Origin of the sequence: Vibrio breoganii (assembly GCF_001677275.1) — a bacterium.
GTDB lineage: Bacteria > Pseudomonadota > Gammaproteobacteria > Enterobacterales > Vibrionaceae > Vibrio > Vibrio breoganii.
Genome location: NZ_CP016177.1, coordinates 1,718,616 through 1,743,301, shown reverse-complemented (window position 1 = coordinate 1,743,301; position 24,686 = coordinate 1,718,616). Strand labels below are relative to the sequence as shown.

Here is a 24,686-nt window from a genome sequence, read left to right as displayed (position 1 = left end):
TCTTAGGAAGTAAACATGATCAGTAACTACAAGCGAGCAGTTGCGCTTACGTTACTAGCAAGTGCGGCGAGTGTTTCATTCGCCGCACCGGCTCCCGTTTCTGATCTCAACTCTAGCAGTGCGTCGACATCTAAGTCGTCATCCAGCGCTAAAGAAACCGAGACAGAGCGCTTGGAGCGTCTGCTACGAAACAGCAACCGAGTACAAGCCAACTTACAGCAGCAAGTAGACGAGATGTCACTTGATATGAGTGAGTTGCGTGGTGAATTAGAACGTAACAACCACGAAATGCGTCAGCTTATTGATAGACAGCGAGAGTTGTTTATAGAGCTAGACAAGGTTCGTTCTGAACTAGCCAAAGCCAAACAAGCCCCAGCACAGCATGCCGAGTCAGCCCCAGCCGGTAAATACTCTTCAAACCAAGACGAACAAAAAGCGTATCAAAGCGCCGTTGACCTGATCTTGAAGAACAAAGACTATGACGCAGCGACCGTTGCATTGGAGCAGTTTAAGAAAGATTTCCCTGAATCAGTGTACTCGCCTAACGCGAACTACTGGTTAGGACAACTCTACTTTTCGAAGAAGAAAGACGTAGATTCTGCGAAAGCATTTGCTGCTGTCGTTGCCTATAAAGACTCTAACAAACGTGCCGATGCATTGGTTAAGTTAGGGGATATTGCGAGCCGAAATAACAGCACTAGCGCAGCGAAAAAATACTACCAGCAAGCGGTTGATGAATACCCGAATACCTCGTCGGCTAATTCGGCTAAGAAGAAACTGTCTAACTTGAAATAACCTCAATTAATAATCGTTAAGCTCAGCATTTATTTGCTGAGCTTTTTTGCTTTTGGCAAGCACACTCAAAGCAGTGTACAATGCCCGAAGTTAAAGGAAGTTGCCCGAGCATTGCAATGAGCCAAATATTAGAAACAGCACCAACAATTTACCCATTTCCTCCTAAACCAGTACCTCTGAACGAAGATCAGAAGCAGGCGTACAAGGAGAGCATCAAAACCCTTCTTCAAGAGAAAGATGCGGTATTGATTGCCCATTACTACACCGATCCTGAGATCCAAGCCCTAGCCGAAGAAACCGGCGGTTTTGTAGGCGATTCTCTAGAGATGGCCAAGTTTGGTAACCGTCATTCAGCAAAGACTTTGATCATTGCGGGTGTGCGCTTTATGGGTGAGTCAGCGAAAATTCTGACCCCAGAGAAAACCATCCTGATGCCAACACTAGAAGCAGAGTGTTCTCTAGATTTAGGTTGCCCAGAAGACGCATTCTCGAAGTTCTGTGATGAGCACCCTGACCATACAGTAGTCGTGTACGCTAACACGTCTGCAGCGGTTAAAGCACGCGCTGACTGGGTAGTAACATCAAGTATTGCACTAGAGATCGTTGAGCACCTAGACGCTGAAGGTACGCCAATCATCTGGGGCCCAGATCGTCACCTTGGTTCTTACATCGCCAACCAAACAGGCGCAGAAATGCTACTGTGGAATGGCGAATGTGTTGTTCACGATGAGTTCTCAGCAAAAGCACTAAGAGACATGAAGGCGGTCTATTCAGACGCCGCGATTCTTGTGCACCCTGAGTCTCCAGCGAGCGTTGTAGAGCTAGCAGATGCCGTTGGTTCTACCAGCCAATTGATTAAGGCTGCCAAAGAGCTACCGAACAAGCAACTGATTGTCGCAACCGACAAAGGCATCTTCTTCAAGATGCAACAACTAGTACCTGAGAAAGAGCTTATCGAAGCCCCCACAGCAGGTGCAGGCGCAACCTGCCGCAGCTGTGCCCATTGCCCTTGGATGGCAATGAACGGCCTAAAAGCGGTTGAATCAGCACTAAAAGAGGGCGGTGCAGAGCACGAAATCTTCGTAGACGAAGCCGTGCGTGTGAAGTCTCTTATCCCACTAAATCGCATGCTAGATTTTGCAGAGCAGTTAAACATCAAGGTAAAAGGCAACGCCTAACCAAAATGTGACGCTCAAAAACAAAAAAACCTCGGCAATTGCCGAGGTTTTTTATTTCTGACAGCTGATAGCTTCCAGCTGACAGCTAATATCTTACTGCTCTTGTGCCAAACTAGCACCGCGCTGCGTCAATCCGCACAGCATCGCAGGCATAGCGTTAAAGATCTCAGCAAACTGGTCAAGACCATTCATGCCTTCTTCAGAAAGCGTAGCAAGTGAGGTCTCTGGATCATAAAGCATGCTAATTGACAGCAGTACACCGCCTAGTAGGGCGTTATCTTGGCTATCTTGAGGCATCAGCGTCTGCCAATCATCCTGAGCCAATTGCCAACCTTGTAGCAAGCCTTCACAGAACTCTTTAGTCGCTTCAGTCACGATCTCTTTATCGCTAAGGTCACATTCCACCGGCCACTGCCAAGTGCCTTCAAACAGAGCAGGACGCGCCGCATTCCAAGCATTGATGACTGACTCCAGGTATGACTCTAGCTGCTCACCATCGGTAAACGGAGCGCTCTCTTCGCCACCCCATAGGTAGGCAATCCATTCAGCTGGATCAAGCACGTTCGGTGCAGCCGCCATTGCAGTTATAAATCCAAGGGTTTGATGATAAGGAAGAAGACGATCTTCCAGCTCAGGCTGAGCAATAATTTGTGCTAAATCCAAAATGGCTATCCGTAAAAAAGGTTTTGCATAGTGTAGCAAGCCTTTAAATCCAACTGCACTGCTAAATTGCCCTAAATGCCTCAATTTTCATCGAACTACACAATAATTGTCCAAACAACCGCAAACTAAAGAAAAAGCCCCGAATTCTACTTGACCAACCGACAACAAATCATTAAATTAGCGCCTCGTTGACTGACGCAGTCAACCAATCAAATACGGTGAGTTGGCCGAGTGGCTGAAGGCGCACGCCTGGAAAGTGTGTATACGGCAACGTATCGAGAGTTCGAATCTCTCACTCACCGCCAGTTAATAGATTAAAGACGTCCATGGGCGTCTTTTTTCGTTTCTAATCAATGCCTTAACTTTTACCTATGTCCATGCAAGCCAGCGAAGTCTGACGCTTGATGTATAGAAAAGTGTATAGTTTAATCACCTTGCCGGTAACTTTATACAGTTTGATACAAAGCTTGTGGGATTTTTCTACCCATGAATGCTTGCTATAACCAACATTTTAATCGCTATTAATAGCGCTATTTCAATGTGTTATAGGCATTACTGTATAGAGCGAGATCGATCTCATTTTACTGAATATTCTTATACAGTTTTGAGGTGTGATATGTACAAAAGTAAGCTAACTTCGACGCAATTACGTCACTTAAAACCACTCGGTAACAAACAAAGTCAACGCTTCAACGATGGGCAAGGTTTATACTTTCACTCTAAATTGCAAGGAGCAGACGCTTGGGAGTTTCGTTATAAAAAGCCGCTTCATGGCCAAGACACGTACATTGTCATTGGCAAGTACCCCGGTGTCTCTCTCCAAGAAGCGCGCAAAGTAAGGGATACTTACCTAGATTTTTTGAATAAGGGACTCGATCCCGGAATAGAACGTGAAAGACTTAGGCTGGAGCGTGAAGCAGAAAGAGTGAACACTTTAGGCTTAGTTTTTGAATCTTGGTTAGAAACTAAATCGGGACAACTTAAGCCGAAAACCCTCCACGATATTAAGAGAAAGTTAGAGCTGCATGTGCTGCCTAAGTTAGGCAACATGAAAGTTGAATCGATCACAGCTCCGGTAGCGATAGGGGTTTTCAAGCCCTTAGCGTCGAAGGGTAAGCTGGAAACGATCAGTCGCTGTAGCCAATTATTGAAAGCGTTGATGACCCATGCTGTTAATCTAGGCATTATCGATGGACACAACTTGCACGGTATCAATGATGTATTCCAAAAGCCGCGAGTCTGCCACGTCCCAGCATTAGACATTGAAGAGCTGCCCGAGTTATTACGGGAAGTAGCAATGTCGACCATGCGACCACTAACTAAATCCTTATTTGAATTGCAGCTACATACCATGGTGCGCTCATCGGAAGCGGCGACAGCTCGCTGGGAAGATATCGATTTGCAATCCCAAGTATGGGCGATTCCAAAAGCGAATATGAAGAATGGACGGTTGCATAAAGTCCCTTTGACTGATCAGGTATTAGCAATATTGGAACGACAGCGTCCTTATGCGGTTTGGAGTGAGTATGTCTTCCCTTCTGGAGTAAATCGCAAAACTCACGTGCACCCGGAATCAGTAAATAGAGCGCTAGGTCGTATTGGTTTTAAAAATCGAACAACAGCACACGGGTTAAGATCACTAGCCAGCACAACCCTGCATGAACATGGCTTTGATACTCACGTGATCGAAGCGGCACTGTCCCACTGTGATAAAAACCAAGTGCGAGCAGCCTACAATCGAGCTAGCTTTTTTAACGAAAGAGAAAAATTAATGACATGGTGGAGTGATTATATTTCCCGGAATTCTTTGGTTCATCTCTCCGATAGGAATATGTGAGATTAAATGTTAGACGTTTAAGTTTGTAATAGTGTCTACAGAAAATAGCAATGGGTAGGGCTATAGAATGCTCCAAAACTTTGTGTTGAAGTGGTTTTCAACAACCTAGTTTTGGAGCACAGATGGCAGCTAACAAGTTGACTGTAACTGAATTAAAGCGATTGATATCGATAGCAGTGCAAGAGAAACGGACCCTTCGTAGAAATGACGGTGAAGGCTTGTATTTTTGCGCGGAATCAAGCGGGAAAGGTCATTGGGAGTTTAGGTACAAAAAGCCTTCGGATGGCAGGGATACGTATATGCGTTTAGGAGCCTATCCATCCACTAGCCTATCGAAAGCTCGGGAAGAGAAAATTCGGTTTCGTGACTATTTGAATAAAGGTATAGATCCACAATTGGCTAAAAACGGTGCCGCATTAAACAACAAAATCTCACTTGAAATTACATTCACTGAATTTGCACGTGTATTTATTGAGGCTAATCCACTTGAGTGGAAAGAAGAGACTTTGAAACAGAAGTCTCAAATAATCACAAACCACATATCTTCTCGCATTGGTTGCGTGACAGTGAAAGAGATCACTAGTGGTTTATTGCTTGATTCCTTGAAAGACATAACGTCAAAGCATATGGCAAATAAATCGTTTGTGCTTATCCGAAATATTCTGGCTTATGCAGAAGTGTTAGGCCTGCCACTGTGCAGTATCTCATTTGACCAGCTTCAAAAGTATTTCAAGAAGCCGAAATCAAAACACTTTGCTGCAGTAAATCCAGATGAGTTGAGAAGTCTCATTCAACACTTTGTGGAATCAAATACGTCACCAATTATATTCTGTTTGTTCCTCTGGCAACTTCATCTACTGCTAAGACCGAAAAATGCGGCAACCAGTCAGTGGAGATATATTGATCTCGAAGCGAGAGTGATTGTTTTTCCTAAAGTAAAAACAGATGAAAATTTTGCGATTCCATTAAGCACTAGCGTGATGAAACTGTTATCGTATTTGAGTCAATATAAGCTCAATGATCAGTATATATTTCCTAGTCAAACAGGTGCAGATCACGCTAGCCCAGGCTCTGTCGGTAATGCCATTCGATCCTTGGGTTACAAAGGAGTAATGACTTCTCACGGGACCCGAAGTGTTGGTAGTACAAAGCTATACGATGAATTGATTTCATCTGAAGTCGTCGAAGCTTGCTTATCACATATTGATAAGAACCTAATCCGTTCAGCTTATTATCGAGAAAGATTTCTTAGTCAGCGTGTAGCTGTTATGCAACTTTGGAGTGATTTCATCGATGATGAGTTGCGTGCTGCTGTGAAAGAGCTAGCGGGGCGTGAATTACCTCTCCTTGAAATAGTTAATGAGATTTTGTCTCAAGAGATTGAAATATTTGTTTAGTTTACTTGTAATAACAGGGCACTTCGTACCTCAGAAGTGCTCCTTTCTAAGCTAGCAAAGTGGGTGTGGGTTACCCATACATTTAAAACAAGCAATTATTGTGTGTGCCGTTCTAAATCTCTATTTATCACATCGGGATTAGTCTCGTAGTGTACTTCCTCAGTCAGCGATTCAAAATATATGGATAGAGGGATAGTGAAACCAAAATACTCGATATCCAATTCGGTTTCACTCGCACAATTCAATGAAAAAATATTGCCGATGTTACTGACATAATAGCAATTCCACTGAAGTGTATTTTCGTTCCAATACCTGGTTTTACTGGTAAATCCTAATGTTGCCTCAGAGGAGCGTTTTGAACTGCCATCAAATCGGTCTTCTGCTGTGATAACAAGGTTGTTGAATTCTTCAGTCCATACCCGTTTGGTGATGCGTGCGATGTCTGGTGTGTGGATATCGCTTTCTACATACTCTTCATTGGCGACACCTTTTTGATGAATACGGGTTGCGACTATACGTTGGCGTTCATTCTTGATTGAAAACGCTAAGCTCACAACACCATCTTTTGCCGCCGGTTGCCCGTATTCGAACCATTGAAAGTGAGTCTCTGTGCCACTAATGATGGTGACTGCTGGCACGCATTCCGAGTGAGGTACCAACTCGCCCTGGTGGCTGTATCCAATGTAAATCGCGCCTCCATATTCGGTAGATATCACCTCCCGAAAACCCTCACTTCCATCAATTAAACGATTCTCAGCGTTGTCGCAAATAAAATCAGAAGGCACTGTGGTGGTAGACTCCGTTTGACAGCCTGAAACAAAAAAAAGGATGGATATCAGTACACGCATGGCGTAGTCCTTGTTGTGGAATTTTTCCCAGAATATCAAGTGTCAAATCCAGCAAAAGTGGTGCTGAGAGAGACAAAATAAAAAGATTTTAAAATAAATTTTGCTTATGAACGCAAGCATAGCGGGGCTTAGGTAAACAATAGGGGAGAAGCATCAAAAATGAAGCACAACTTGATAATACTCGTTACAGGTTTGGAGTATTGAGTATCAATGCCGATGAGGAGGAGACGAGGGTCACTCACAACTTGCCCTAGGCAAGTGTATTCAAGCCCCCTTCTCGTCGGCACCCTTTTTAACGTGAGTGAGTAAAGTGAATAAGGAGTAATTTGTCGTGCGAACAGCACAAAAGCGTGCAGCGAATAAAGAGAAGTCAGAAATATCAAGATTTAAAAAATCGATTAGGAGTGAGTGGAAACACAGTAAAGGATACCGATTTAGCCCCTTTGAATGAGAGTTCGCTGGGGCTTTTTTACATCCATGGATAGGGGACTTTCGCTGGATAAGCACCATGCTAGCTTAGAGGTGTGTTAAAACTAATGAGTAAAGGAGAGCAGCATGTTAAGATTATATGGCGCATTTATTCTGGTGGTGCTATTGCATATAGTGCTTATGTTTGGCGTTTACACACCTATTTCACATCATGAGTTGGAGGTATTTGAGTGTTCGAATATCCACTGCCCAAGCTCTATTGAAACGGCGCAAGAGGAGTATATTGGCACATCGGTCGGAGATTGGTTTGTTGATTTTGACTCTAAGAAACACATAAAGGCCGAGTTACTAGAGCGAAAAGCGTATGGTCATCGTTTTTGGGAGTTTCGGTGGTATACAGTATTGTCGCTCCTCTGGTTACTTTATATTTTGTACACTGGAATCAAGCATCAGAATGATTATAAAGCGTTGAAAGTTCGTTTAGAGACAACGCAATCCCAATTAGATTCGCTGCTGGGCGAAGCAAAGAAAGAAATAAAGGTAACGCGTGAATTTTAAGGGTTGCAGCCATGAGAGGCGTTGTTGATACAAAAAAGTGAAACACATTTGTGACTGTCATTGCACAGCACTATACGACGAGACTCAAACGAGACCTTAGGATAACACTATGCTAGAAACGACATGGCTTAAACCTAGGTGTTAGAAAGAAACTGAGCGTAGAGAAATGTTGGCACTCAGGAGTGTGCGTCTGAGAGGGCGCACGCATATTACTTCTTTGTCCAATTAGCGTGGCAAAATTCATTATTCCTTTACATCACCAAATTGGAGTAAGGGTCACCAATCAATTTTTGAGTTGCGTTTCTTTTTTGCTTATCAATCTCATACACGTTATGAACAAGGCAAAAATATAGAACATCGCTACCGTAAATAGACCAGGGTGATCTCAGGCCTAAGATGGCCAAGTTCTTGAGAGGCTGCTTTCAATGCTTCTTTATAGGGACAATGATGCATGAGGACGTCGATACGTTGTTGGGCGTAAGTATGCCGCAGTCCGTGCCCTCCATTGCTCCAACCAAGAGCTCGATTTGAGGCTTTTGAAAAAGAGTCAGACCATTGCTTGCCAAAACCGATGTCGTAACGGGTTTTATAGGGGATGTCTCGGTCGGTTTGCCACAGAGGTGTCTCGAGTCTTCGCTCTTCTAGTTCATCGGCCAGTGCTTGAGGGAATCTGACCTCTCGGCACAATCCGCCTTTGCCTACCACTGTATAAGCAATCCACTTTTCCTGTTCACGGAATCGAAATGGAGAGTGCTCTTCTCGAAAGTCAGGAGCCCGCTCTTCAATGGGCAGCAAGGTACCCATTTCATGTGCTCTCAAACCTGCCGTTTCGGCCAAGCGAGTGGCGAGAGAGTGCTTGTCACTTTGGCTTTCTTGGATCAGTTCAACCTGATTGCGAGTATAGGCACGGGACTGCAATATCTCATCCTTCTCGGTTTTTATTACCTCTAAGGTTTGGCTAGCCTCAAGCTCACCATTGTGTTGAAGCAGCGCCTGTATTGCTTGCCTGTCCATGTCGAGTTGCTTTTGTCCCACACTGGCTGCGCGGTCAGTCAGAAACTGCAGCGCTTGAGACTGGGTGGCATTGCGTAAACTGGTGCTCTTTTCCAGATTGAGGTGTTGAGTGAATAGGGTAAGCGAGCGGGCGTAATTTCGCTGAGTACCAAGACTGCGAACATTCAGTTTTTTCATGACATTCGAGGTTTGTTTTTTCGCTACTTTAAGTGGATCTTTATTCTTGGCCATGTTTTTGAATCCATCGATAGACTGTGGTACGAGCCACTTTGATGTTGGTGTTTGACAACAGCCAAGCATGAATCTCTGTGGGGTTGGCCCCATTGCAATAGAGTGACAAAATTTCAAAGCCCACTCTATCAAGTTTTGATGCCAGGTATGGCTTGGCTTTGCGTTGAATTTTTCGTTTTTCTCGCAGACTTTGTAGCTCTTTCTCGGCATTAAATTCTTCCATTGTTTACTCACTTATTGATTGCTGGGCCTCGTCAGTAATACCTCTTTAGGTACCGGCCTGAGCCTTCGACTTACCGCCTTTCGGTCTGCGAATGACTTCAGCGTGTTTGACCACTTTTAACCTTTATGCGAGCGGTTTCTTCTCGTCTTGATGGGGTCAAGCGCCCTTGTTTTATCTGTTCAACTCAGGAATACATGCTTTTTAGCGCCCTATATCGGCAGGGTTCCGGCACTGCTCTGTGGCTAGACTCGATTTCATCTGTTCGAGGTCAGTGGGTCTCATCGACTGGCGATATGTAATTCACACTGTGATGAGCAATATCTCTTCGTGCTCGATTAAGAGCCCCAATACCTACCAATGCAGGCTCCGGTTCGGGAATCCGGACTTTCAAGTGCTTTGCACTGTCACTTTAGGTATGCCCAGTAGACGGGGAGTGAGGCAGGGTTATGTTTCAGAAGTGGAGTATTTAGTGTGCGCGCTATTGTCACTGAGGTTTTGTGCGCGCAGGCGCTGTGATGCGTAAGCTCAATTAAGGCCTCGCTGTGTCGGAACTGTTCGACACAGCGAGGCCGATAGGCCGAGAAAATTTTTGAGCCCATGCACACGCTAGTGTGTATGGGCGAGGAGATTTTAAGAGAGACCGAATTCCGGCGATGACGAAATGCATATCGCATTAAAACGTAAATGCCGGAATAGCAGGTAGGGGGTGTGATTGAAGTTACTCTAGTCGGCCGTCGTATTGTAAGGCGATAATCTTAATGAACGGTTCAGCGTTGAGGACATATCTGCGCTAACACAGACTAAGAATCAGCGAAATGCAACTGCTCCTTTACCAACACCTTCATAGGCAACAACTTTAAGAGTTTGCGCCGTAGACAAATCCTTATTTACCTCATCAGCAAAAAAGTTCACCAAAAGTTCTATGGTGGTGTCTGACTGAAGTACCTCAGTCTCAACTTTAGGAATAGCTAGCTCAAATTCACCCTGCGGGGCATTGTATTTAAAGGCATAGTGGCTTTGATCACTGATTTCATCAGAGCGAGTACTTAACGATAATTCAGCAACAGGCACCTGATCTTCCTGCGAACCCAGATAGATGTCTTCCCAGCGAGATGCGAACTCAGCTTCTCGATATCTGTCGCGTTCTCCATTCACTATCAATTCAATCGGTGAGCGGTGCCCGTGTGCGATGCGCTGACAATTCCCATCGTGTTTTTCAATCCATGTGAATAGTGGTAGAAACCACCGTCGATACTCTCCGTTCTTAAGTTTAGTTCTAGACCTGTAACATTTTTTGGAAGGTGTGCTTTGAATAGAGATGGTCTGTGACACTAGTAATAGTATCGCAAGCGGTCAGAGCTCGAATAACAAGGAGAAGTGGCCCCCAATGGGTGGACACATAAGCTAATCCCTTAAGTGGTTGCTACAGCAGCCCATACTACGTATTTCTGCCTGCCGAAGTAGGTCTCATCGGGGGTGAGGTTAATGCCATTTGTGACCTTGTTTAGCTCCTATCGGATTGCGAACATTAGGGCTTTGAGCTTTTTTCGTTCTGCTTGCTCTTTAGGTCCATCGGATGGGGGAGATTTGGAAGAATTAGCGCTGTTGGTTTTTAGCTTGTCTTCATAATGGCGCAATTGCTTCCAAAGCTCGACGATCAAAGCATTCGCTTCGTTGATATCTGAGGCTATAGGCGGTGTAGATGAGAATTTTGATTTTGTTTGTAATGTCGTAAGCATGAACGCTTACAAGATAATAGTGTAGTTCTACTGTAAGCAATAACTCAGCGTATTGGCGCTTACTTTTATATTACCATTTATCCCATACCAAAGGTGAAAGAGAGCCATGGTTCCTCGTCTCTAATATACCGGAAGAAACTTGGTTAGCAGAGCGTGTCGTAGCCCTATATACCCAACGGATGTCGATTGAAGAGGGCTTTCGAGATACTAAAAATGAACGATATGGGTTGGCTCTTCACTTCAGTGGTAGTGAATGTCCCAAGCGTGTTGAAATCTTATTGATGATAGGCACGTTGACTCAATTTGCTTTGTTGATAGTAGGTAATTTGGCTTTTATCAAAGGTTACTACAAGGATTTTCAAGCAAATACGATTCGAACACGCCCGGTACTTTCCTACTTTTATCTTGGTAAAGAGGTGATAGGAACAGAGGCTTACTCATTTAGCGGGAAGGATCTCGCCTCAGCTGTAGAAGGCCTGCAAGCGATAAGTGCGGCAAAGTTCCAGTGAAAAGATGTGGAGATCCCTCAGAGTCAGAGCGACTTCATCTTAGATTTTCACATCCAAGACTGCGAATCCACGTCAGTAAGACAGATCTGTTGCGTAGAGTCATTCCTTCATACACAAACATTAACTGCTGTGCCAGTTACTCAATAATCACATCGGTTGTACCAATTCAGCCTTTGTAAGCTTACAAATGTCAGAATGATTGAACTTTAGAGTATTGTTCTTTGCCAGAAAGTGTTCTTGAGTTGGAAAAATTTTCAGAAGGGTTTTCAGCGAATTTCAGATATTCCAAGCTTTGCCTTACTCAAGTATAAAATTTTAAATTCTTCGTCCCTGATCAACATTGCATGCTACGTACCGTTTGTGTAAAATGCGCGCAAATAATGATTCAATTAGCTTGAATTTCGTTCAATGTTGGCGTGACTTGGTAAGAACGACATTAAATTTGAATGTAATATCCGTCTGATTATTTTGGACGTTTTTTTTGCACTACAGTGCACCACTTTAGTGAGAGTTAGTGATGGATAAACCACGTATCTTTAGATAAATATCTGTTTAATTACTAGTTTACCAACTTACAAAACTCCATAATTCCTAGGCAGAGTTAGACTGATTGTCTGAATTGATGCAAAGGAGTTTTCAATGAAAATTAGAACGATCGAACTTATCACAAGTAAATTAGGAGCTCCTGAGCGAGAAACAAAGAAAGCGTTTGCTTGGAACATTACTTCCGGCTTTGGAATTGTTGTTCAACAAGACCAGCCTAGAGATGATGAGTACGCTATTGTATGGCTACCTTATAACGATGATTTAGATGCAATATCTAGCATTGAAAAGGCAGTCTATCCCCCTGAAAAAGGCAGACATAGTAATACATACGCATCGCCGGGTCTTGCAAAGGGTGAGGCGGCCGTGCGCTTGAAAATTAATAACCAATACGAGCTAGATGAGCTGAACCGCTATTTATTCGAGTTCTAACTCGAGCGTTTGGAAAGATTTCTCCAGATTCAAACATTAAAACTTTTAAACGGCACTGGCACCAATTGGTAATTATAACTGATAGCCATTGATATAGAATCGCCAATGGTTTTAGCTAAAGGCAATATCGAAGCTTTGCAAATAGTGATAACTACCTCATTAGCCTTGAACCCTGGTGGTTAAGGACGATATCGATTTGTAATTTTGGTTATTCCCATAATTTTAGTGAATGTATATAAAGTGCATCTGCCTAAACACTTATATTAGAGACAGTATTTGTCGGTATTGTCATTAAGCTACTTGTTCACTCGGTGTTTTATGGTGTTGTGTTGAATCATATGCAGTTTGAGTTGTCTGTCTCAGGGTGAATAGCAGGGTGAGATCGTGAACGTTTTTCAATCAAAATCACGATTGATTTGACGATCACATTTAGCTGTGATCATATACTCCCTTTTTAGGGAGAGCATCATGCACATTGACCACTTCAAAGAACATTTTCAAACGATTATCGACCAACGCCAAGGTGCAAAGGTCACATATTGCCTGTTTGAAGTCCTTTTTGGCTCGCTATGTGCAGTGATTGCAGGCGCGAAAGGTTGGTTCGATATTCGTGAATACATTCTCGGTCATCATGATTGGTTTAAGCGTAATGACTTGTTTTTGAATGGTATTCCTGCTGATGACACAATAGCTCGTATCATCTCTACCATTGAACCCGAACAGTTCCATGAGTGCTTCATTAACTGGATGTCATCAATTCATACTCTCACCGAAGGTCAAGTGATTGCGATTGATGGAAAAACACTTCGCGGCTCATATAATCGTGAAGACAGGACGAGCACCATTCATATGATTAGTGCTTATGCGTCGTCCAACAAGCTCGTACTGGGACAGCTAAAAACCGAACAAAAAAGCAATGAAATTACAGCGATCCCTGAATTGATAAAGATGCTCGATATCAAGGGGGCCCTAGTAACTATTGATGCTATGGCCTGTCAAACCAAGATTGCTAAAGCCATTGTAGATCAAGGTGGAGACTACCTGCTTGCCGTAAAGAGCAACCAAGGAAAACTCCGACAAGCAATAGAAAAGGCATTCTCTTCTCAGCGAGCCAATGTGGCTGATAACATCTCTCTTGAGCAAGGACATGGCCGTATAGAGTCTCGTCAATGCTATGTTTTTGACAGTGCAAAACTTGAAGGTAATTTCTCTCGCTGGAAAGGCTTGAAGAGCATTGTGATGGTTGAAAACTTTCGCCTTGAGAAAGATAAATCTGTCGACCTAGAGTACCGTTATTACATCAGCTCCAAAGAGCTTAGTGCAGAGCAAGCTGCTATGGCTGTCAGAGAACATTGGGGCATAGAGTCAATGCACTGGGTACTTGATGTCACCATGAATGAAGATGCATGCCTGATATACAAAGATCACGGTGCAGAGAACCTATCATGCCTACGTCATATGAGCTTGAACATGCTCCGAGAAGAGCCAACCAAGCTAAGCATTGTTGGTAAGCAAAAGCGCTGCATGATGAATACATCGATGCTAGAGGCAGTATTAAGTGCTGGTTTTACTCGAGTGGTGAAAAACTAGGCACTCATGCGGTCACCCTGGGGTGAATAGCTATCTCAATGCATATGAAGTAACTAATTTAGCTCCTAAACCTTTAAGAGATCTTGATGACTTTAGATGATTTCGTACAACGAATAACAGCCATAAATCGAGCTTGGAAGACCGCTGGGGATGATAGTGATCCATATGTAAATCAGCATATTGCCAAGCAGTTACAAGAACAAAAGTCAGCTTGGCAAGTAGAGTTTTACCGGACTTACCCCAAGTTAGTCTGGTTCAAAGCTGATTTAGAAAACCATCCTGATGGAGAGGTATTTAGCGTTAGATTTGGCGAACGAGCAGTGCTCTCTTCCGATGGAGACATTAAATGGAATGCTGAGCACATACCTAGATACCTTCTACAAAACCTTTTGACTGAAACCGAGTTTCGAAGCGCAACACAACCAAAGAATGAACTATGCCTTTAATTAATATTATTTTCATCGCCGTTACCGTTGTATTACTGATCTGGTGCTTATCTAGGCTCTACAGTGCTCAAGCTAAATATAAGGAAACCATTGGCCAAATTTCAGATTCTTTTGAAGAAATAAGCACCAGTAGAAACATGCCAATCAATCAATTGAGCGAAAAAGCTCAAGCATTGGCGAGTCAATCATGTGCCACACATACTAGCAAGAACGGTAAAAAGGTGTCGTTTGAGGGCTCTGCGGTACTATTGTTGCGTCCTGCAGACATGATGGTACCTTCTTTTAGTAGCGCGGCATTTAAATCAGTACCGGCTATCCTGACGACTATCGGTATCTTGGGTACTTTCTTTGGTATTACTATTGGCTTAGGGTCTCTTGACGGTATTGGTGCTAGTTCAGATCAATTAGTATCAAAGGCTATGGGACTAATTGAAGGCCTAGGTACTGCTTTTCAAACTTCTATAGCAGGTATGGGGGCAAGCTTTGTTTTTATGGGAGTACTGTCGTGGTTGATTGCTTCGCAAGCAAAAAGTCGAAATGAGAAACTTCTTAAAATCCAACAGAACTCTAAACTAGTATCGGGGAGTGATCTCTTACACCAGCTAGTTGAACATCAAAAAGATAGTAAAAATGAACTGGCTGACTTCTCTAAGCTTGTTGACGCATTGCAATCACTAATCAATAAGCCTTCAGCGCTCACAGGTGAACAATATGAGCGATTTTCAGAACAAAATACCAGAACGCTAGAGCAGGGGATATCTGCGCTACATAAAGACCTGATCTCTACACTCTTATCCCTAAAACAAGACGAAGATGTACTTGGGAAATCTCTTGCTCAACATGTCGGTTCCGCAATTGAAAGTGGTGTGACTGAACCGTTGCGACAAGACCTATCAAATATTACAAGTAAATTATCTGGAATTGATACTTTGGTTGATAACAGTATTACTCCAGAGGTTTTAGGTGAGAGTTTGGAAGCGAAGGTAACCGCCCCAACAGTTTCCGCTTTAGAGCAAGTAGCTCATGAATCTCAACAGATAAACACCGCTATGTTTGCAATGTCAGAAGTGCTTGGAACGTTGACACAGCAAAGCGCTGAGCCTCTCACACAAGCTCAGTTGGTAGATGCATTGCAACATGAGCTGCAACACCCTCTACTTCAAAAGCTATCAGCTTTGCAATCAACTTCGGAAGGCATAACTACTAAATTGGGTGGAATTGACACTTTAGTTGAAAATAGTATTGCTCAAGGTGTCTTAAACACAGACAAATTACTTGAGGATCAAATGTCAGACTCGCAGCTACGCGAGGCTCTTGCCGACGTAATTTCAACTCCAATTTTCTCTAAGCTAGAAGAAATCAACATTCATTCAGCGTCAACGGTTGCTAGTATAGAAGATCTTTCTAAGTCGAGAATGGCAGAGTTTGAGCACCTTGTAGAGAAAATGGGTGAAGAGGTTGTTAAGCCTGTTACCAATGAACTGAGTGACACAAATAAGGTCGTATCTCGCTTTGCTGATGTAACGGATGAGCTAAACCAAAATGTGGTTAACTCTGTTCAGGAAATGTCTAAGGCCACCGAAACGGTAGTGAACTTTGAAAAGCAAACTCTAGTTAAACTTGGTGATTTCGCAGATTCAATGGATCGCTCTTTGAATGAGTTTGCTGATAATAGTACACAGGCCCTGTCTGCTATTTCAGAAGAAGTTAAAGGAATTGTTGTGCTAGGCAACGAGTCTATCGAGCAACAAACTAAGTCATTCTCGGCCATTATTGCTGATTCAAAATCTATGTTTGATGAACAGGCGAATATCCTGAAAAGAGTGGGCATGGAGTCAGCATTACTAATGAAGAGTGCAAAGCACGAATTAGAAACTGGCCTGGGCGATATCGATACGAAAGTTAAAGATATGTCCTCAACTGTTCAAATCGAATTAGAGCGCTTCAGAGAGGACTACCAGCAGAACCTTACTCATTACTTCACCGAGCAAAACAGACTATTGGATGCGTCACTAAATGAGCAGAAGAGTGGCCTAAATGAGGTTGTAGATAACTTCAAAGCAGCGTTTGAAGATGAATATCAAAAGCGCAGAACTTTGTTCTTAGAGCTTGATAAGCAACATGAACAACTGGCCGAGGCCGCTGAACGAGTTCAGTCGATGGCTAAGGCTTTAGGCTTAGAAAAAGCAAGTTGGACGAGTGAAATTCAACTAGTTCAGCAATCTATTGGTCGTCAGGTTGCAGATCTAGGTAAGTCATTTAGCGAAGCTTCTACACAGTTTGCATTGGTTGCATCACAAATGCGCCCAGAAATGGATGACTACTTCAAGCGTGCTAATCAATCGGTGGAAGAATACTTTGCTTCATTCGATGCAGCATCTTCAAGTATTTACGACAAATTAGGTTATGTAGCTGAGCTTATGAGTACAGTTATAGAGGAAGCTCAACAAGAGAAAGCTTCACTTAAAGAAGAAAGTGCATTGGTTGTCTAATGGATACATTTTTAGAGCAATCAGAAGAACAAATCGATGAAACAGGCACTTGGCTATCAATAGGTGACTTGATGGCTGGACTGTTAATGGTTTTTGCCCTGTTTCTAATCGTAACTTTGGCACGTCTTTATGAGTATCAAGAGCAGTCTAAGAGTAACCGGATTGTCATTATTGAAGAGATACAAAAGGGCCTAGATGAAGCGGGAATTAAGTCCAAAGTTGACTTACAAACAGGGTCATTGGCATTAACAGAGGGCTTGAATTTCTCGGAGAATAGCTATGCTATTAATGATGCATCAAAGTTATTCTTGAAGAAGCTGATACCCATATATAGCCAAGCAATATTTTTAAATGATGGCACCTCAGAAGAGGTACTGCACCTAGTTATAGAAGGGCATGCAGACGCAGGTGAAGGCAAAGGAAAAGCTATGTCTCTGAGTCTGAGCAGAGCAGAGGTTGTAACTACCTATATTGAAAAAATGACCTTCCCATATAAAGGACGATTTATCGATAAGGTTCTACCTGCCGCTCGAGGAAATTTAGATGCAGACCCTAAGCTATCGTCTTATAAAAATAGGAAGGTTGTGTTTAGGTTCGAATTCAAGAGCCGAGATTTGACAGAGATGATGGGCAAATAATATGAAGCCTAGATCATGGTTTATCGAGCCTGCATTGCCTAGGTTCACCAAGCTTTCTGAATTAATTGGTAAAGGCCAGGAACACCAGTCTGAGCAAGCTGTAGGGTCTTCTTTCTTTGCAGATAAAGCGATCACCAGCATTGTTGAAAAGTTAAAGGAATCTGGAGAGATCTCAGAGCTAGAGTGGCTTATTTTACTGCGCTCTCAATCGCAGTATGAGTCCTTAGATGACGAGGTTCGACAAGCTGTTGTAGGTGAAGTCTGGAATGCTATTAGCAAAGATGAACAAAGGTTTGCCAAGCTAACTATAAAGCTAGTTTCGGGTTATTCGAGAGACTACATTTCAGTTGCCAAAGCTTTACTGAATAGTTTCCCAAGAGTATTGCCTAGAAACTTCTCAAGAACAACAAAACAGCAAATAGAAATCACCAGATTTTTGATTAGTGACCAGTTTGACTCAGGCGCTAGCGCCATACTCGCTAGCGGCAAGGGGATAGTTAGTTTCTTTGACTCTTTAGGCATGGAATACAAAGGTTCACATATATCAAAAATAGCTTGTGCTGCTGAGAATGCATTGCCTCAAAACCCTAGTACAGCTCAATTGACTTGGTGGAGAAGCTGTCAAGATTTAATAGAGCAAGACCAAACTATTGAGCAGTTAGAAAGACTACTGAATAAAGTGTCACTCATAGCCTCTGACTCGCCATTTGAAAAATGGATAAAAGGTCACTGTCTACCTGATTCAAAAAATACGATCTGGTATCGACTTTCGAAAGAGTCCCAGCTAAAGCTTAAGAGTATTTTTAATGTTACTGATTTTGCTTCGGTACAACTGCTGTTCGAAAAGCTGAGTGAAACTCGTACCGATCCCACGTTGTGTAGCCGTGAAGCAAATCATTTAATAAAGCGCCCGAGTTTTTGGTCTGATTTTAGTGATTCATTTGGCCGTGTACGTTTTTTACTTACGTCTAGGTCGGAAAAGCTACTAAAAACACAAATAGATTTAGCCCAGCATCGTGTAACTGTTATGGAGTCAATGCCTTTTAATGACAAAAGTGAAATATGCATTCTAGAGATAGGCCAATATATCTTGGTCGAACGCTTTAGAGTAAGTAACTTTGATCTTGGTATTTTTAAAAAGACTGATGAGCTCGTTGAAATTCTATTTGAAGCCGATTACCTCGATGCATATACGTTAATGAAGCTTACTCCACAAATAGTTCATGACCATTTTGATTGGTGGCAGATAAGATTAACGCACATGTTAAAAGGCTTAGGCATTCATCATAACGCTAATAAAGGCCAGCAATGGTTGAGTTCTGACGATTTGGAACGGGCGCGTGGAGCTCAAGAAAAACAAGAGTTTAGGTATACGGGACTTCCCGACAGAACTATATATTTTAAAACAGGAAAAAGATTTTAATGGCCACAATTTTTCAAGACCCTTTGACGCTTACATTTAGCGCATTGATAGTGTTTGGTGCTCTTATTGCTGCTGTAATGCTTCAAGGAGTGACTCGTAAGCTGATCAAACAACTAGAGGGTGTTAATGCAGAACTTAACAACTTAAAGCCTCAAGTAGAATACGATGATGACGGTAATGAAGTAGAGCAAGAGTGGGAGTCTAACTCCGCAACTATTGCGTACCAAAACTATGGGAAAATGCAGTCAGTTATTAAAGGGGCTAAATATCTAGCACCTGCATGGGGCGCATACAAAAGAAGTATGCAATTGCCTGGTAAAGACTACACCCTCAAAAGCAACCAAGCACCGGCACTACGCAACACATTACAAGTGAACTCTGTGTTTAACATGGAGACAGTAGTTGAGCCATATGTAAACATCAGGCAGTTTACTTCAATCCCTAACATGCTCACTGGTGCAGGCCTTCTGTTTACGTTTGTAGGCTTGATGATAGGCATCAATGAAGCATCTGTTGGTTTGAGTTCATCAGATATTGATGCAGCAAAAGAATCATTAAATCCTCTTCTTTCTGGTGCAAGTATTGCCTTTACAACCTCTGTCGTGGGAATTGTTTGTTCTATGATATTCTCTCTTTATGAGAAGGCTCGCTTCCATAAACTAGAGGGTAAAGTAAAAGAGTTTAGTGACTACCTTGCTTCACATATTGAATTTATAGACTCAGATAAGCTGGCTGCCATGCAACTTGAAGCAACTCAAGCGCAGACTAAAGCATTATCTGACTTCCAAGTGGACCAACAGCGAATCACGGATGAAACCATTCGCCGAGTGTCAAAAGAATTTAGAGAAACTTTATTGGAGTCAGCTGGTAAAGAAATTGAACAGATGGGTGAAGTTCTTGAGCAAGTCAACGCAAACTTACTAGCTAACATTGAGCGCTTCTCTAGTGCACAAGATAAAACGCTACAAACTACAGCTAAGTTAGCATCGAATCTAGATAGCTCAGTTACTAGCCTTACTCAACAACTGGCAACTTCTGTAGAAGAAATGTCAGCAAGAGAAAAAGATGTAGTAGCACATGTAGAAGAGAAGATCTCAGCAATGACTAGTGCAGTTCAAACACAAGTTGTTGAAGTATCGGAAAATTACAAAGCTACGATGAGCCAAACTGCACAAGAGTTTGGAAAAATTCCACAGAGCTTAACTGTGCTATCAGAAGAGCACATGAACAAGTCGCTTCAGCAATACCAAGCGCTAACGGATGAAATGTTGCCTCAGATGATTGATAAAGTGGCGACCAGTCTGAGCGAGCAGGTATCAGAGCTTACAGAACAAATGAGAGGCGCCGAGTCTGCGGTTGCAGATTCTTTAGCACAGCTTCCAGCTGTAGTTGATGGCTTTGGCATAATGAATTCAGAGCTGATCGGTAATATTCAAGTTGTAAACCAGCTTAACGAAGCATCTAAAAACAGCTTAATGAGCTTCACACAGGTAATCAGTAGCCTAGAAGCTGCATCAGGTCAGTTTGTAGAAGCGAATCAACAAACAAACGCAACAATCGAACAGTTCCGAGACTTAATTGAGCAAGTAAAGTCGAGCGCTGTTGAGTCTGGCGAGTCAAATCAAGCCATTGCATCTGCAACAGTTCAATTGAAATCACTTATTGAATCTCAATCAGGTTTTGCAAGTGAAATGGAATCATCGCTAGCAAATGTACTTGAGAAACTGCAACAGGGATTAGTGCAATACGTGGCTCACACTAATAATGAGATTCAGCAGATGGACTCTCAGTTCGCAGAAGTAGCAGGCAACATAGTTGACGCAACTAGTGAAATTGGTGCCCTAGTTAGAGATCTTTCGAGTGCAGAGTATAAAAGGGTTGCTCAAGCGTGAGTTGGAAGAAGCAAAGCGAAGAATCTAGTTACATGATGTCTGTCTCGGACATCATGTCAGGTTTAATGTTTATTTTTATCATTACACTGGCAATTTTTGTCATCGATTTCCTAATTGCATCGAGAGAGCATGAGGAGAAGATGCAAGAGCTAACGCAGATTTTAGAAAAGCTCGATGAAAACAACCAAATGCGTGGTGCAATGTTGACTGATATGCAAGAAGCGCTAGCAAAGCGAAGTATTGAAGTCGATATTGATATTGAACACGGTGTACTTCGTTTGAATGAAAATGCAATCAGGTTTACTACGGGATCTGCTGATTTGCGAGGTGAGCAATTGGAGCGTCTGGAGGTGGTTGCCGAAGTCCTTTCAGAGATATTGCCATGCTACGGTAGTAATCAACCAGACAACGGCAAGTGTCTAGAAGAAACCCGAGGTAAGATCGACTCGGTATTCATTGAAGGGCATACCGATAACGTCCCTATCGGCGGGCGGCTGGCCAATCGATATAAGGATAACTGGGAGTTATCAGCTGACAGGGCAATGTTCACTTATCGTGAAATTGCTAAGAGTCAGCCCATTCTGATCAGTATGCAAAATGTTAACGCGCAACCTGTAATCAGCGTTAGTGGCTATGGGGAAGGCCGTCCTGTACCTGGGCATGAGTATGCTTATCCAAAGAGTGACCCAATAAATCGTCGAATTGACTTTAGATTTATTATGACCCCACCAACAGCAACCGATGTTGAGCATGCGCTTGAGGGGAATTTGTAATGATTGATTTAAAGTCCACAGGTGCGTTGGCGAAAGTGTCGAATGACTCTTTCAAGAAGCTGTTCAGTACAATCAAAAAGCCAAGTAATGAAGAGCTCAAAATTGGTTACCAGCATACACGGCGATTGGTGAATCAAGGAAACCTCAATACCTCGACAGTATCTTTGTATGGCCAGCATATCTTGGCTCACTTATGTGTTTTGAGCCCAGATACAAGACGCTTTACGGGTAATGTTCTTGAGGTCGAGGGTTTTTGGCCACAAGCTAAAACCATGTTTGTTGATCGCAACGATACAATAACGTGCCAAATTCTATTGTCTGATATTGAACAATTAGCTAAAGCCAACTTATCTGACAACTTGGCTGATATTACTAGTGATATTTTGCAGCTAACTCAGGAGATTGATAAGACTAAGCTTCGAGGGAAGCGCTGTTATAATGAACATGTTGCGGAGTTTTCAGGTAATTACAATGAATGGTTGAGTGACCTCGAAATTACCCGAAATAGTTGGCTTAGCGACAAGTTTGAGAAATTTCAGGAGTATTCAGTTTCGTTACCAGAGCACGGCAACTTGATATGGGTGAACAAGTTTTTTAACAGTTACGTTCAGAGAGGCCTAGTTTGGAAGTTAGATTTTTATACTTCTAAGAGTCACGTTAACCAAGTTAAAGATCATGTGCCTGATTGCAAGGTACACCATGGTATTAGTGATCAGACAGTGTACGTGGTTATGCAGTTGTCCAATGCGGTTGTTGTTTACAACACATCGGCTGATGAGGGGGTCATTAGTGAACTAGGTAAACTAGTTGACTCGCATGACCAGGTAGTTGTTGATCTACCCAACTTAAAATACAACTTGAGTTTTATGTTAAGCAAAACAGGATTCTGGCAGTACCGTGCTTCCTATATGCTAAAAAATGGCACCAAGTTTTCCCCTAGACGAATTGACTATATGGTTAAGTAACAGTGACAAGTAAAAAATATTCTGATGACGGTAGCTATATACTATCTGTCTCCGACATTATGTCGGGTCTAATCTTCGTTTTTATTATCTTGCTTGCTGTTTTCATGATTTCTCTAATGGAAGCTAACAGAGATAGCTTGCGTAAAGAGAATGAATATCAGGCTCGAATAGCTCATCTTAAAAAACAAGAATCTGCTCTTCGCCGGAAACAAAGCGAAGCAGACAAACTAAGAGCAACTTTGGAAACTAAAAATTTAGAGCTAACTCGTCAAGAAAAACTGTCTCGAGAGCTACAACAGTTACTAGAAGAACAGAACTCAAAGTTAGTTTCAGAGCGTAATATTGCCCGAGGCTATCTCACCAATATAGTTGAAAACTCCCGCGCTCGAGTTGAGCTTCTTGAAAACATAGAACACTCATTGCAAGAGCAGGGATTGAATGTCGATATGGACATGGAGCATGGCGTGATGCGTTTGGGTGAGGACGCAATCCTATTCCCTACAGGCAAAGCTGAGCTGGATCATGAGTATATACAGAAGCTAGAAACAGTATCGAACGTGTTAGCGCTGATACTGCCTTGTTATGCGGCTGTACAGCCAGATGATCTTCAATGTCTTCCGGAAACCAAAGGCAAGTTAAACTCAGTTTTCATCGAAGGGCATACTGACAACGTTCCCATTCGCGGAGCTCTACTAAGTCAATTTGCTGACAACCGAGATTTATCAACGGCTAGAGCAAACTATACCTTCAACAAATTGGTTAACGGTACTTATCTTCTTAAAGGTATGCAAAACGACCAAATGCAGCCCGTGTTTAGTGTTAGTGGTTATGGCGACGATAGGCCTGTTGAAGGCCATGAACATATTCAACCTACTAACGACCCTAAGAATAGGCGTATTGATTTCAGGTTTATTATGTCTCCTCCATCAACTACAGATGTAGAGAAAGCATTGGATGGCAATTTAAGCTGAGATATCTAAAGCGTGTTATCTAGTATTCCTCTTTCTAATATATGATATGCGCCAGGGTAATGTAAATAGCGTAATTTATTTTACCTGGCGCATTTTGATAAGTCAGTGGCATTAATCCTCTTGTACACTCTGTTTTGTCTAGTTGCTTTTATAAGCTTATGAAAGCAAACATTTTTAGATATTGGATAATATGCAATTTCAAACATTTCGGAGTCTATCTATGCCAGTTCCAGTCATTGAAATTTCTGATGATGAGCAAAAAATCTTTTCCCCTTTCACTGGTCGTATGCTTTACGGCCAAGACTTAAGTGATGACCAATTAGAGCAGGTTCAAGAATTACTTGGCGAGCCTTCACTAGATCCAAGTATTTTATTTATGTATGACGGTGAGAATGGAGAGTACTCATACACTTCATCAAAACTAATAGAAGTTCTTGGCTCTGATCCAGACGAAGATGAACTAGAACCACTAGTGATGCTTGGTCAACTGGAGCTTGAGGGGGTTGTTGTAATGAGACAATGCAATAGCTCTACACTTGGCGATTTTTGGGTGGCATTTGCCCCTATTGAAACAATTTAGAGGTACTAAATGGCTATTCCAGTAATAACTATTAAAGATGACAGACAAGATCTCTATGCTCCATATTCTGGTCTAATTTTGTACGGTGAGAATTCAGAGCAAATAGTAGATATATTTGATAAAGCAGATGGCAGGGAAATCGAAGAAGATCCCACATTACTATTTTGTTATGTGTCTGATATTAGTATGTATTCCTATTTACACCCAAAGTTGCGTGAAATATTTAATCTCTCTTTGGATGATGATATGGATCCACGTGAGTTATGTAATGCGATTAACGCAGAGTCGGCTCTTGCACTTCAACATGATGCAGGTTGGTCTGGCGAGACTTGGTGGGGATTTGGCAAACTCTAAATAACCCTCGAAACTCTCACGATAGCCGTTCTTTTCGAATAGGATCGTGAGAGTTAGCAGATAATTGATCACAGCTTTAATTAACTTATCTATTGAAAATAGATAAAACTTGAAACCCATCATTCTAATTGTTATTCAATTAATCAATAATCAGTAAGTTAGCTGT

Annotated in this window: 21 protein-coding genes, 1 tRNA gene and 3 pseudogenes; 19 read left to right on the top strand and 6 right to left on the bottom strand. The window is 42.4% G+C overall.

The window, feature by feature from the left end; translation table 11 throughout:
• Positions 1-15: 15 nt before the first annotated feature.
• Together ybgF and nadA are read left to right on the top strand one after the other, a co-directional pair.
• Positions 16-795 carry a tol-pal system protein YbgF gene (ybgF, locus tag A6E01_RS08020; protein ID WP_065210031.1) on the top strand — a complete coding sequence of 260 codons (780 nt, stop codon included), beginning with the start codon at positions 16-18 and terminating at the stop codon, positions 793-795.
• 116 nt (positions 796-911) lie between these two features.
• Entirely contained in the window at positions 912-1,973 is a 1,062-nt protein-coding gene (nadA, locus tag A6E01_RS08015; protein WP_017027633.1) for a quinolinate synthase NadA, read from the top strand.
• A gap of 93 nt (positions 1,974-2,066) precedes the next feature.
• Here nadA and A6E01_RS08010 read toward each other — a convergent pair whose 3' ends face one another.
• Positions 2,067-2,636 (bottom strand): UPF0149 family protein, encoded by a 570-nt coding sequence (locus tag A6E01_RS08010; protein ID WP_017027632.1) that lies wholly within the window; start codon positions 2,634-2,636, stop codon positions 2,067-2,069.
• Positions 2,637-2,853: 217 nt separating this feature from the next.
• Here A6E01_RS08010 and A6E01_RS08005 point away from each other — a divergent pair.
• From A6E01_RS08005 to A6E01_RS07995, 3 genes are all read left to right on the top strand, one after another.
• A tRNA-Ser gene (locus tag A6E01_RS08005) sits at positions 2,854-2,941 on the top strand.
• 311 nt (positions 2,942-3,252) lie between these two features.
• Positions 3,253-4,473, top strand: a complete 1,221-nt coding sequence (locus A6E01_RS08000; protein ID WP_065210030.1) for a tyrosine-type recombinase/integrase — start codon at positions 3,253-3,255, stop codon at positions 4,471-4,473.
• A gap of 122 nt (positions 4,474-4,595) precedes the next feature.
• Positions 4,596-5,870, top strand: a complete 1,275-nt coding sequence (locus A6E01_RS07995; protein ID WP_065210029.1) for a tyrosine-type recombinase/integrase — start codon at positions 4,596-4,598, stop codon at positions 5,868-5,870.
• Between the two features lie 95 nt (positions 5,871-5,965).
• Here the strand turns inward: A6E01_RS07995 and A6E01_RS07990 are convergent, their stop codons facing one another.
• A complete protein-coding gene (locus A6E01_RS07990; RefSeq protein ID WP_065210028.1) occupies positions 5,966-6,718 on the bottom strand; it encodes a hypothetical protein in 753 nt (250 codons plus the stop codon).
• Positions 6,719-7,273: 555 nt separating this feature from the next.
• Here A6E01_RS07990 and A6E01_RS07985 point away from each other — a divergent pair.
• Complete coding sequence (locus tag A6E01_RS07985) at positions 7,274-7,705, top strand: hypothetical protein (RefSeq protein WP_065210027.1); 432 nt, start codon at positions 7,274-7,276, stop codon at positions 7,703-7,705.
• Positions 7,706-8,065: 360 nt separating this feature from the next.
• Here the strand turns inward: A6E01_RS07985 and A6E01_RS07980 are convergent, their stop codons facing one another.
• The 4 genes and pseudogenes from A6E01_RS07980 to A6E01_RS07965 form a co-directional block, all read right to left on the bottom strand.
• Complete coding sequence (locus A6E01_RS07980) at positions 8,066-8,950, bottom strand: site-specific integrase (protein ID WP_065210026.1); 885 nt, start codon at positions 8,948-8,950, stop codon at positions 8,066-8,068.
• On the bottom strand, positions 8,937-9,173 hold the full coding sequence (locus tag A6E01_RS07975; protein ID WP_065210025.1) for a hypothetical protein: 237 nt from the start codon (positions 9,171-9,173) through the stop codon (positions 8,937-8,939). The genes A6E01_RS07980 and A6E01_RS07975 overlap by 14 nt, the downstream gene beginning before the upstream one ends.
• An 807-nt stretch (positions 9,174-9,980) precedes the next feature.
• A pseudogene (locus A6E01_RS21235) lies at positions 9,981-10,501 on the bottom strand (hypothetical protein); the annotation flags it as partial.
• A 163-nt stretch (positions 10,502-10,664) separates the two neighbouring features.
• A pseudogene (locus A6E01_RS07965) lies at positions 10,665-10,912 on the bottom strand (DUF6444 domain-containing protein); the annotation flags it as partial.
• 101 nt (positions 10,913-11,013) lie between these two features.
• Between A6E01_RS07965 and A6E01_RS07960 the strand changes: the two are divergent.
• From A6E01_RS07960 to A6E01_RS07900, 13 genes and pseudogenes are all read left to right on the top strand, one after another.
• Positions 11,014-11,421, top strand: a pseudogene (locus tag A6E01_RS07960) (IS4 family transposase); the annotation flags it as partial.
• A 639-nt stretch (positions 11,422-12,060) separates the two neighbouring features.
• Entirely contained in the window at positions 12,061-12,396 is a 336-nt protein-coding gene (locus A6E01_RS07955) for a hypothetical protein (protein ID WP_065210021.1), read from the top strand.
• A 468-nt stretch (positions 12,397-12,864) separates the two neighbouring features.
• Positions 12,865-13,986: an ISAs1 family transposase gene (locus A6E01_RS07950; RefSeq protein ID WP_065209512.1), complete on the top strand. Its 1,122-nt coding sequence runs from the start codon at positions 12,865-12,867 to the stop codon at positions 13,984-13,986.
• Between the two features lie 86 nt (positions 13,987-14,072).
• Positions 14,073-14,432 (top strand): hypothetical protein, encoded by a 360-nt coding sequence (locus A6E01_RS07945; RefSeq protein WP_237334463.1) that lies wholly within the window; start codon positions 14,073-14,075, stop codon positions 14,430-14,432.
• The gene (locus tag A6E01_RS07940; RefSeq protein ID WP_065210019.1) at positions 14,423-16,924 is read left to right on the top strand and encodes a hypothetical protein; all 2,502 of its coding nucleotides are present in this window, start codon (positions 14,423-14,425) and stop codon (positions 16,922-16,924) included. Before A6E01_RS07945 ends, A6E01_RS07940 begins: the two co-directional genes overlap by 10 nt.
• Positions 16,924-17,562, top strand: coding sequence for an OmpA family protein (locus A6E01_RS07935; protein ID WP_065210018.1), 639 nt, complete (start codon positions 16,924-16,926; stop codon positions 17,560-17,562). Before A6E01_RS07940 ends, A6E01_RS07935 begins: the two co-directional genes overlap by 1 nt.
• Before the next feature lies 1 nt (position 17,563).
• The gene (locus A6E01_RS07930; RefSeq protein WP_065210017.1) at positions 17,564-18,985 is read left to right on the top strand and encodes an EH signature domain-containing protein; all 1,422 of its coding nucleotides are present in this window, start codon (positions 17,564-17,566) and stop codon (positions 18,983-18,985) included.
• Positions 18,985-20,877 carry a hypothetical protein gene (locus tag A6E01_RS07925; protein ID WP_065210016.1) on the top strand — a complete coding sequence of 631 codons (1,893 nt, stop codon included), beginning with the start codon at positions 18,985-18,987 and terminating at the stop codon, positions 20,875-20,877. The genes A6E01_RS07930 and A6E01_RS07925 overlap by 1 nt, the downstream gene beginning before the upstream one ends.
• Positions 20,874-21,650, top strand: coding sequence for an OmpA/MotB family protein (locus A6E01_RS07920; protein ID WP_237334462.1), 777 nt, complete (start codon positions 20,874-20,876; stop codon positions 21,648-21,650). Before A6E01_RS07925 ends, A6E01_RS07920 begins: the two co-directional genes overlap by 4 nt.
• Positions 21,650-22,615: a hypothetical protein gene (locus A6E01_RS07915; RefSeq protein ID WP_065210015.1), complete on the top strand. Its 966-nt coding sequence runs from the start codon at positions 21,650-21,652 to the stop codon at positions 22,613-22,615. The genes A6E01_RS07920 and A6E01_RS07915 overlap by 1 nt, the downstream gene beginning before the upstream one ends.
• Positions 22,616-22,617: 2 nt before the next feature.
• Positions 22,618-23,586: an OmpA/MotB family protein gene (locus A6E01_RS07910; protein WP_237334461.1), complete on the top strand. Its 969-nt coding sequence runs from the start codon at positions 22,618-22,620 to the stop codon at positions 23,584-23,586.
• A 220-nt stretch (positions 23,587-23,806) separates the two neighbouring features.
• On the top strand, positions 23,807-24,166 hold the full coding sequence (locus tag A6E01_RS07905; protein ID WP_065210014.1) for a hypothetical protein: 360 nt from the start codon (positions 23,807-23,809) through the stop codon (positions 24,164-24,166).
• A 9-nt stretch (positions 24,167-24,175) separates the two neighbouring features.
• Complete coding sequence (locus A6E01_RS07900; protein ID WP_065210013.1) at positions 24,176-24,520, top strand: hypothetical protein; 345 nt, start codon at positions 24,176-24,178, stop codon at positions 24,518-24,520.
• Positions 24,521-24,686 lie beyond the last annotated feature (166 nt).

Excerpts from the sequence above, each read along its gene's own strand:
- ybgF (WP_065210031.1), top strand. The coding sequence starts at position 16 with ATGATCAGTAACTACAAGCGAGCAGTTGCGCTTACGTTACTAGCAAGT.
- nadA (WP_017027633.1), top strand. The coding sequence starts at position 912 with ATGAGCCAAATATTAGAAACAGCACCAACAATTTACCCATTTCCTCCT.
- A6E01_RS08000 (WP_065210030.1), top strand. The coding sequence starts at position 3,253 with ATGTACAAAAGTAAGCTAACTTCGACGCAATTACGTCACTTAAAACCA.
- A6E01_RS07995 (WP_065210029.1), top strand. The coding sequence starts at position 4,596 with ATGGCAGCTAACAAGTTGACTGTAACTGAATTAAAGCGATTGATATCG.
- A6E01_RS07990 (WP_065210028.1), bottom strand. The coding sequence starts at position 6,718 with ATGCGTGTACTGATATCCATCCTTTTTTTTGTTTCAGGCTGTCAAACG.
- A6E01_RS07985 (WP_065210027.1), top strand. The coding sequence starts at position 7,274 with ATGTTAAGATTATATGGCGCATTTATTCTGGTGGTGCTATTGCATATA.
- A6E01_RS07980 (WP_065210026.1), bottom strand. The coding sequence starts at position 8,950 with ATGGCCAAGAATAAAGATCCACTTAAAGTAGCGAAAAAACAAACCTCG.
- A6E01_RS07975 (WP_065210025.1), bottom strand. The coding sequence starts at position 9,173 with ATGGAAGAATTTAATGCCGAGAAAGAGCTACAAAGTCTGCGAGAAAAA.
- A6E01_RS07955 (WP_065210021.1), top strand. The coding sequence starts at position 12,061 with ATGAAAATTAGAACGATCGAACTTATCACAAGTAAATTAGGAGCTCCT.
- A6E01_RS07950 (WP_065209512.1), top strand. The coding sequence starts at position 12,865 with ATGCACATTGACCACTTCAAAGAACATTTTCAAACGATTATCGACCAA.
- A6E01_RS07945 (WP_237334463.1), top strand. The coding sequence starts at position 14,073 with ATGACTTTAGATGATTTCGTACAACGAATAACAGCCATAAATCGAGCT.
- A6E01_RS07940 (WP_065210019.1), top strand. The coding sequence starts at position 14,423 with ATGCCTTTAATTAATATTATTTTCATCGCCGTTACCGTTGTATTACTG.
- A6E01_RS07935 (WP_065210018.1), top strand. The coding sequence starts at position 16,924 with ATGGATACATTTTTAGAGCAATCAGAAGAACAAATCGATGAAACAGGC.
- A6E01_RS07930 (WP_065210017.1), top strand. The coding sequence starts at position 17,564 with ATGAAGCCTAGATCATGGTTTATCGAGCCTGCATTGCCTAGGTTCACC.
- A6E01_RS07925 (WP_065210016.1), top strand. The coding sequence starts at position 18,985 with ATGGCCACAATTTTTCAAGACCCTTTGACGCTTACATTTAGCGCATTG.
- A6E01_RS07915 (WP_065210015.1), top strand. The coding sequence starts at position 21,650 with ATGATTGATTTAAAGTCCACAGGTGCGTTGGCGAAAGTGTCGAATGAC.
- A6E01_RS07905 (WP_065210014.1), top strand. The coding sequence starts at position 23,807 with ATGCCAGTTCCAGTCATTGAAATTTCTGATGATGAGCAAAAAATCTTT.
- A6E01_RS07900 (WP_065210013.1), top strand. The coding sequence starts at position 24,176 with ATGGCTATTCCAGTAATAACTATTAAAGATGACAGACAAGATCTCTAT.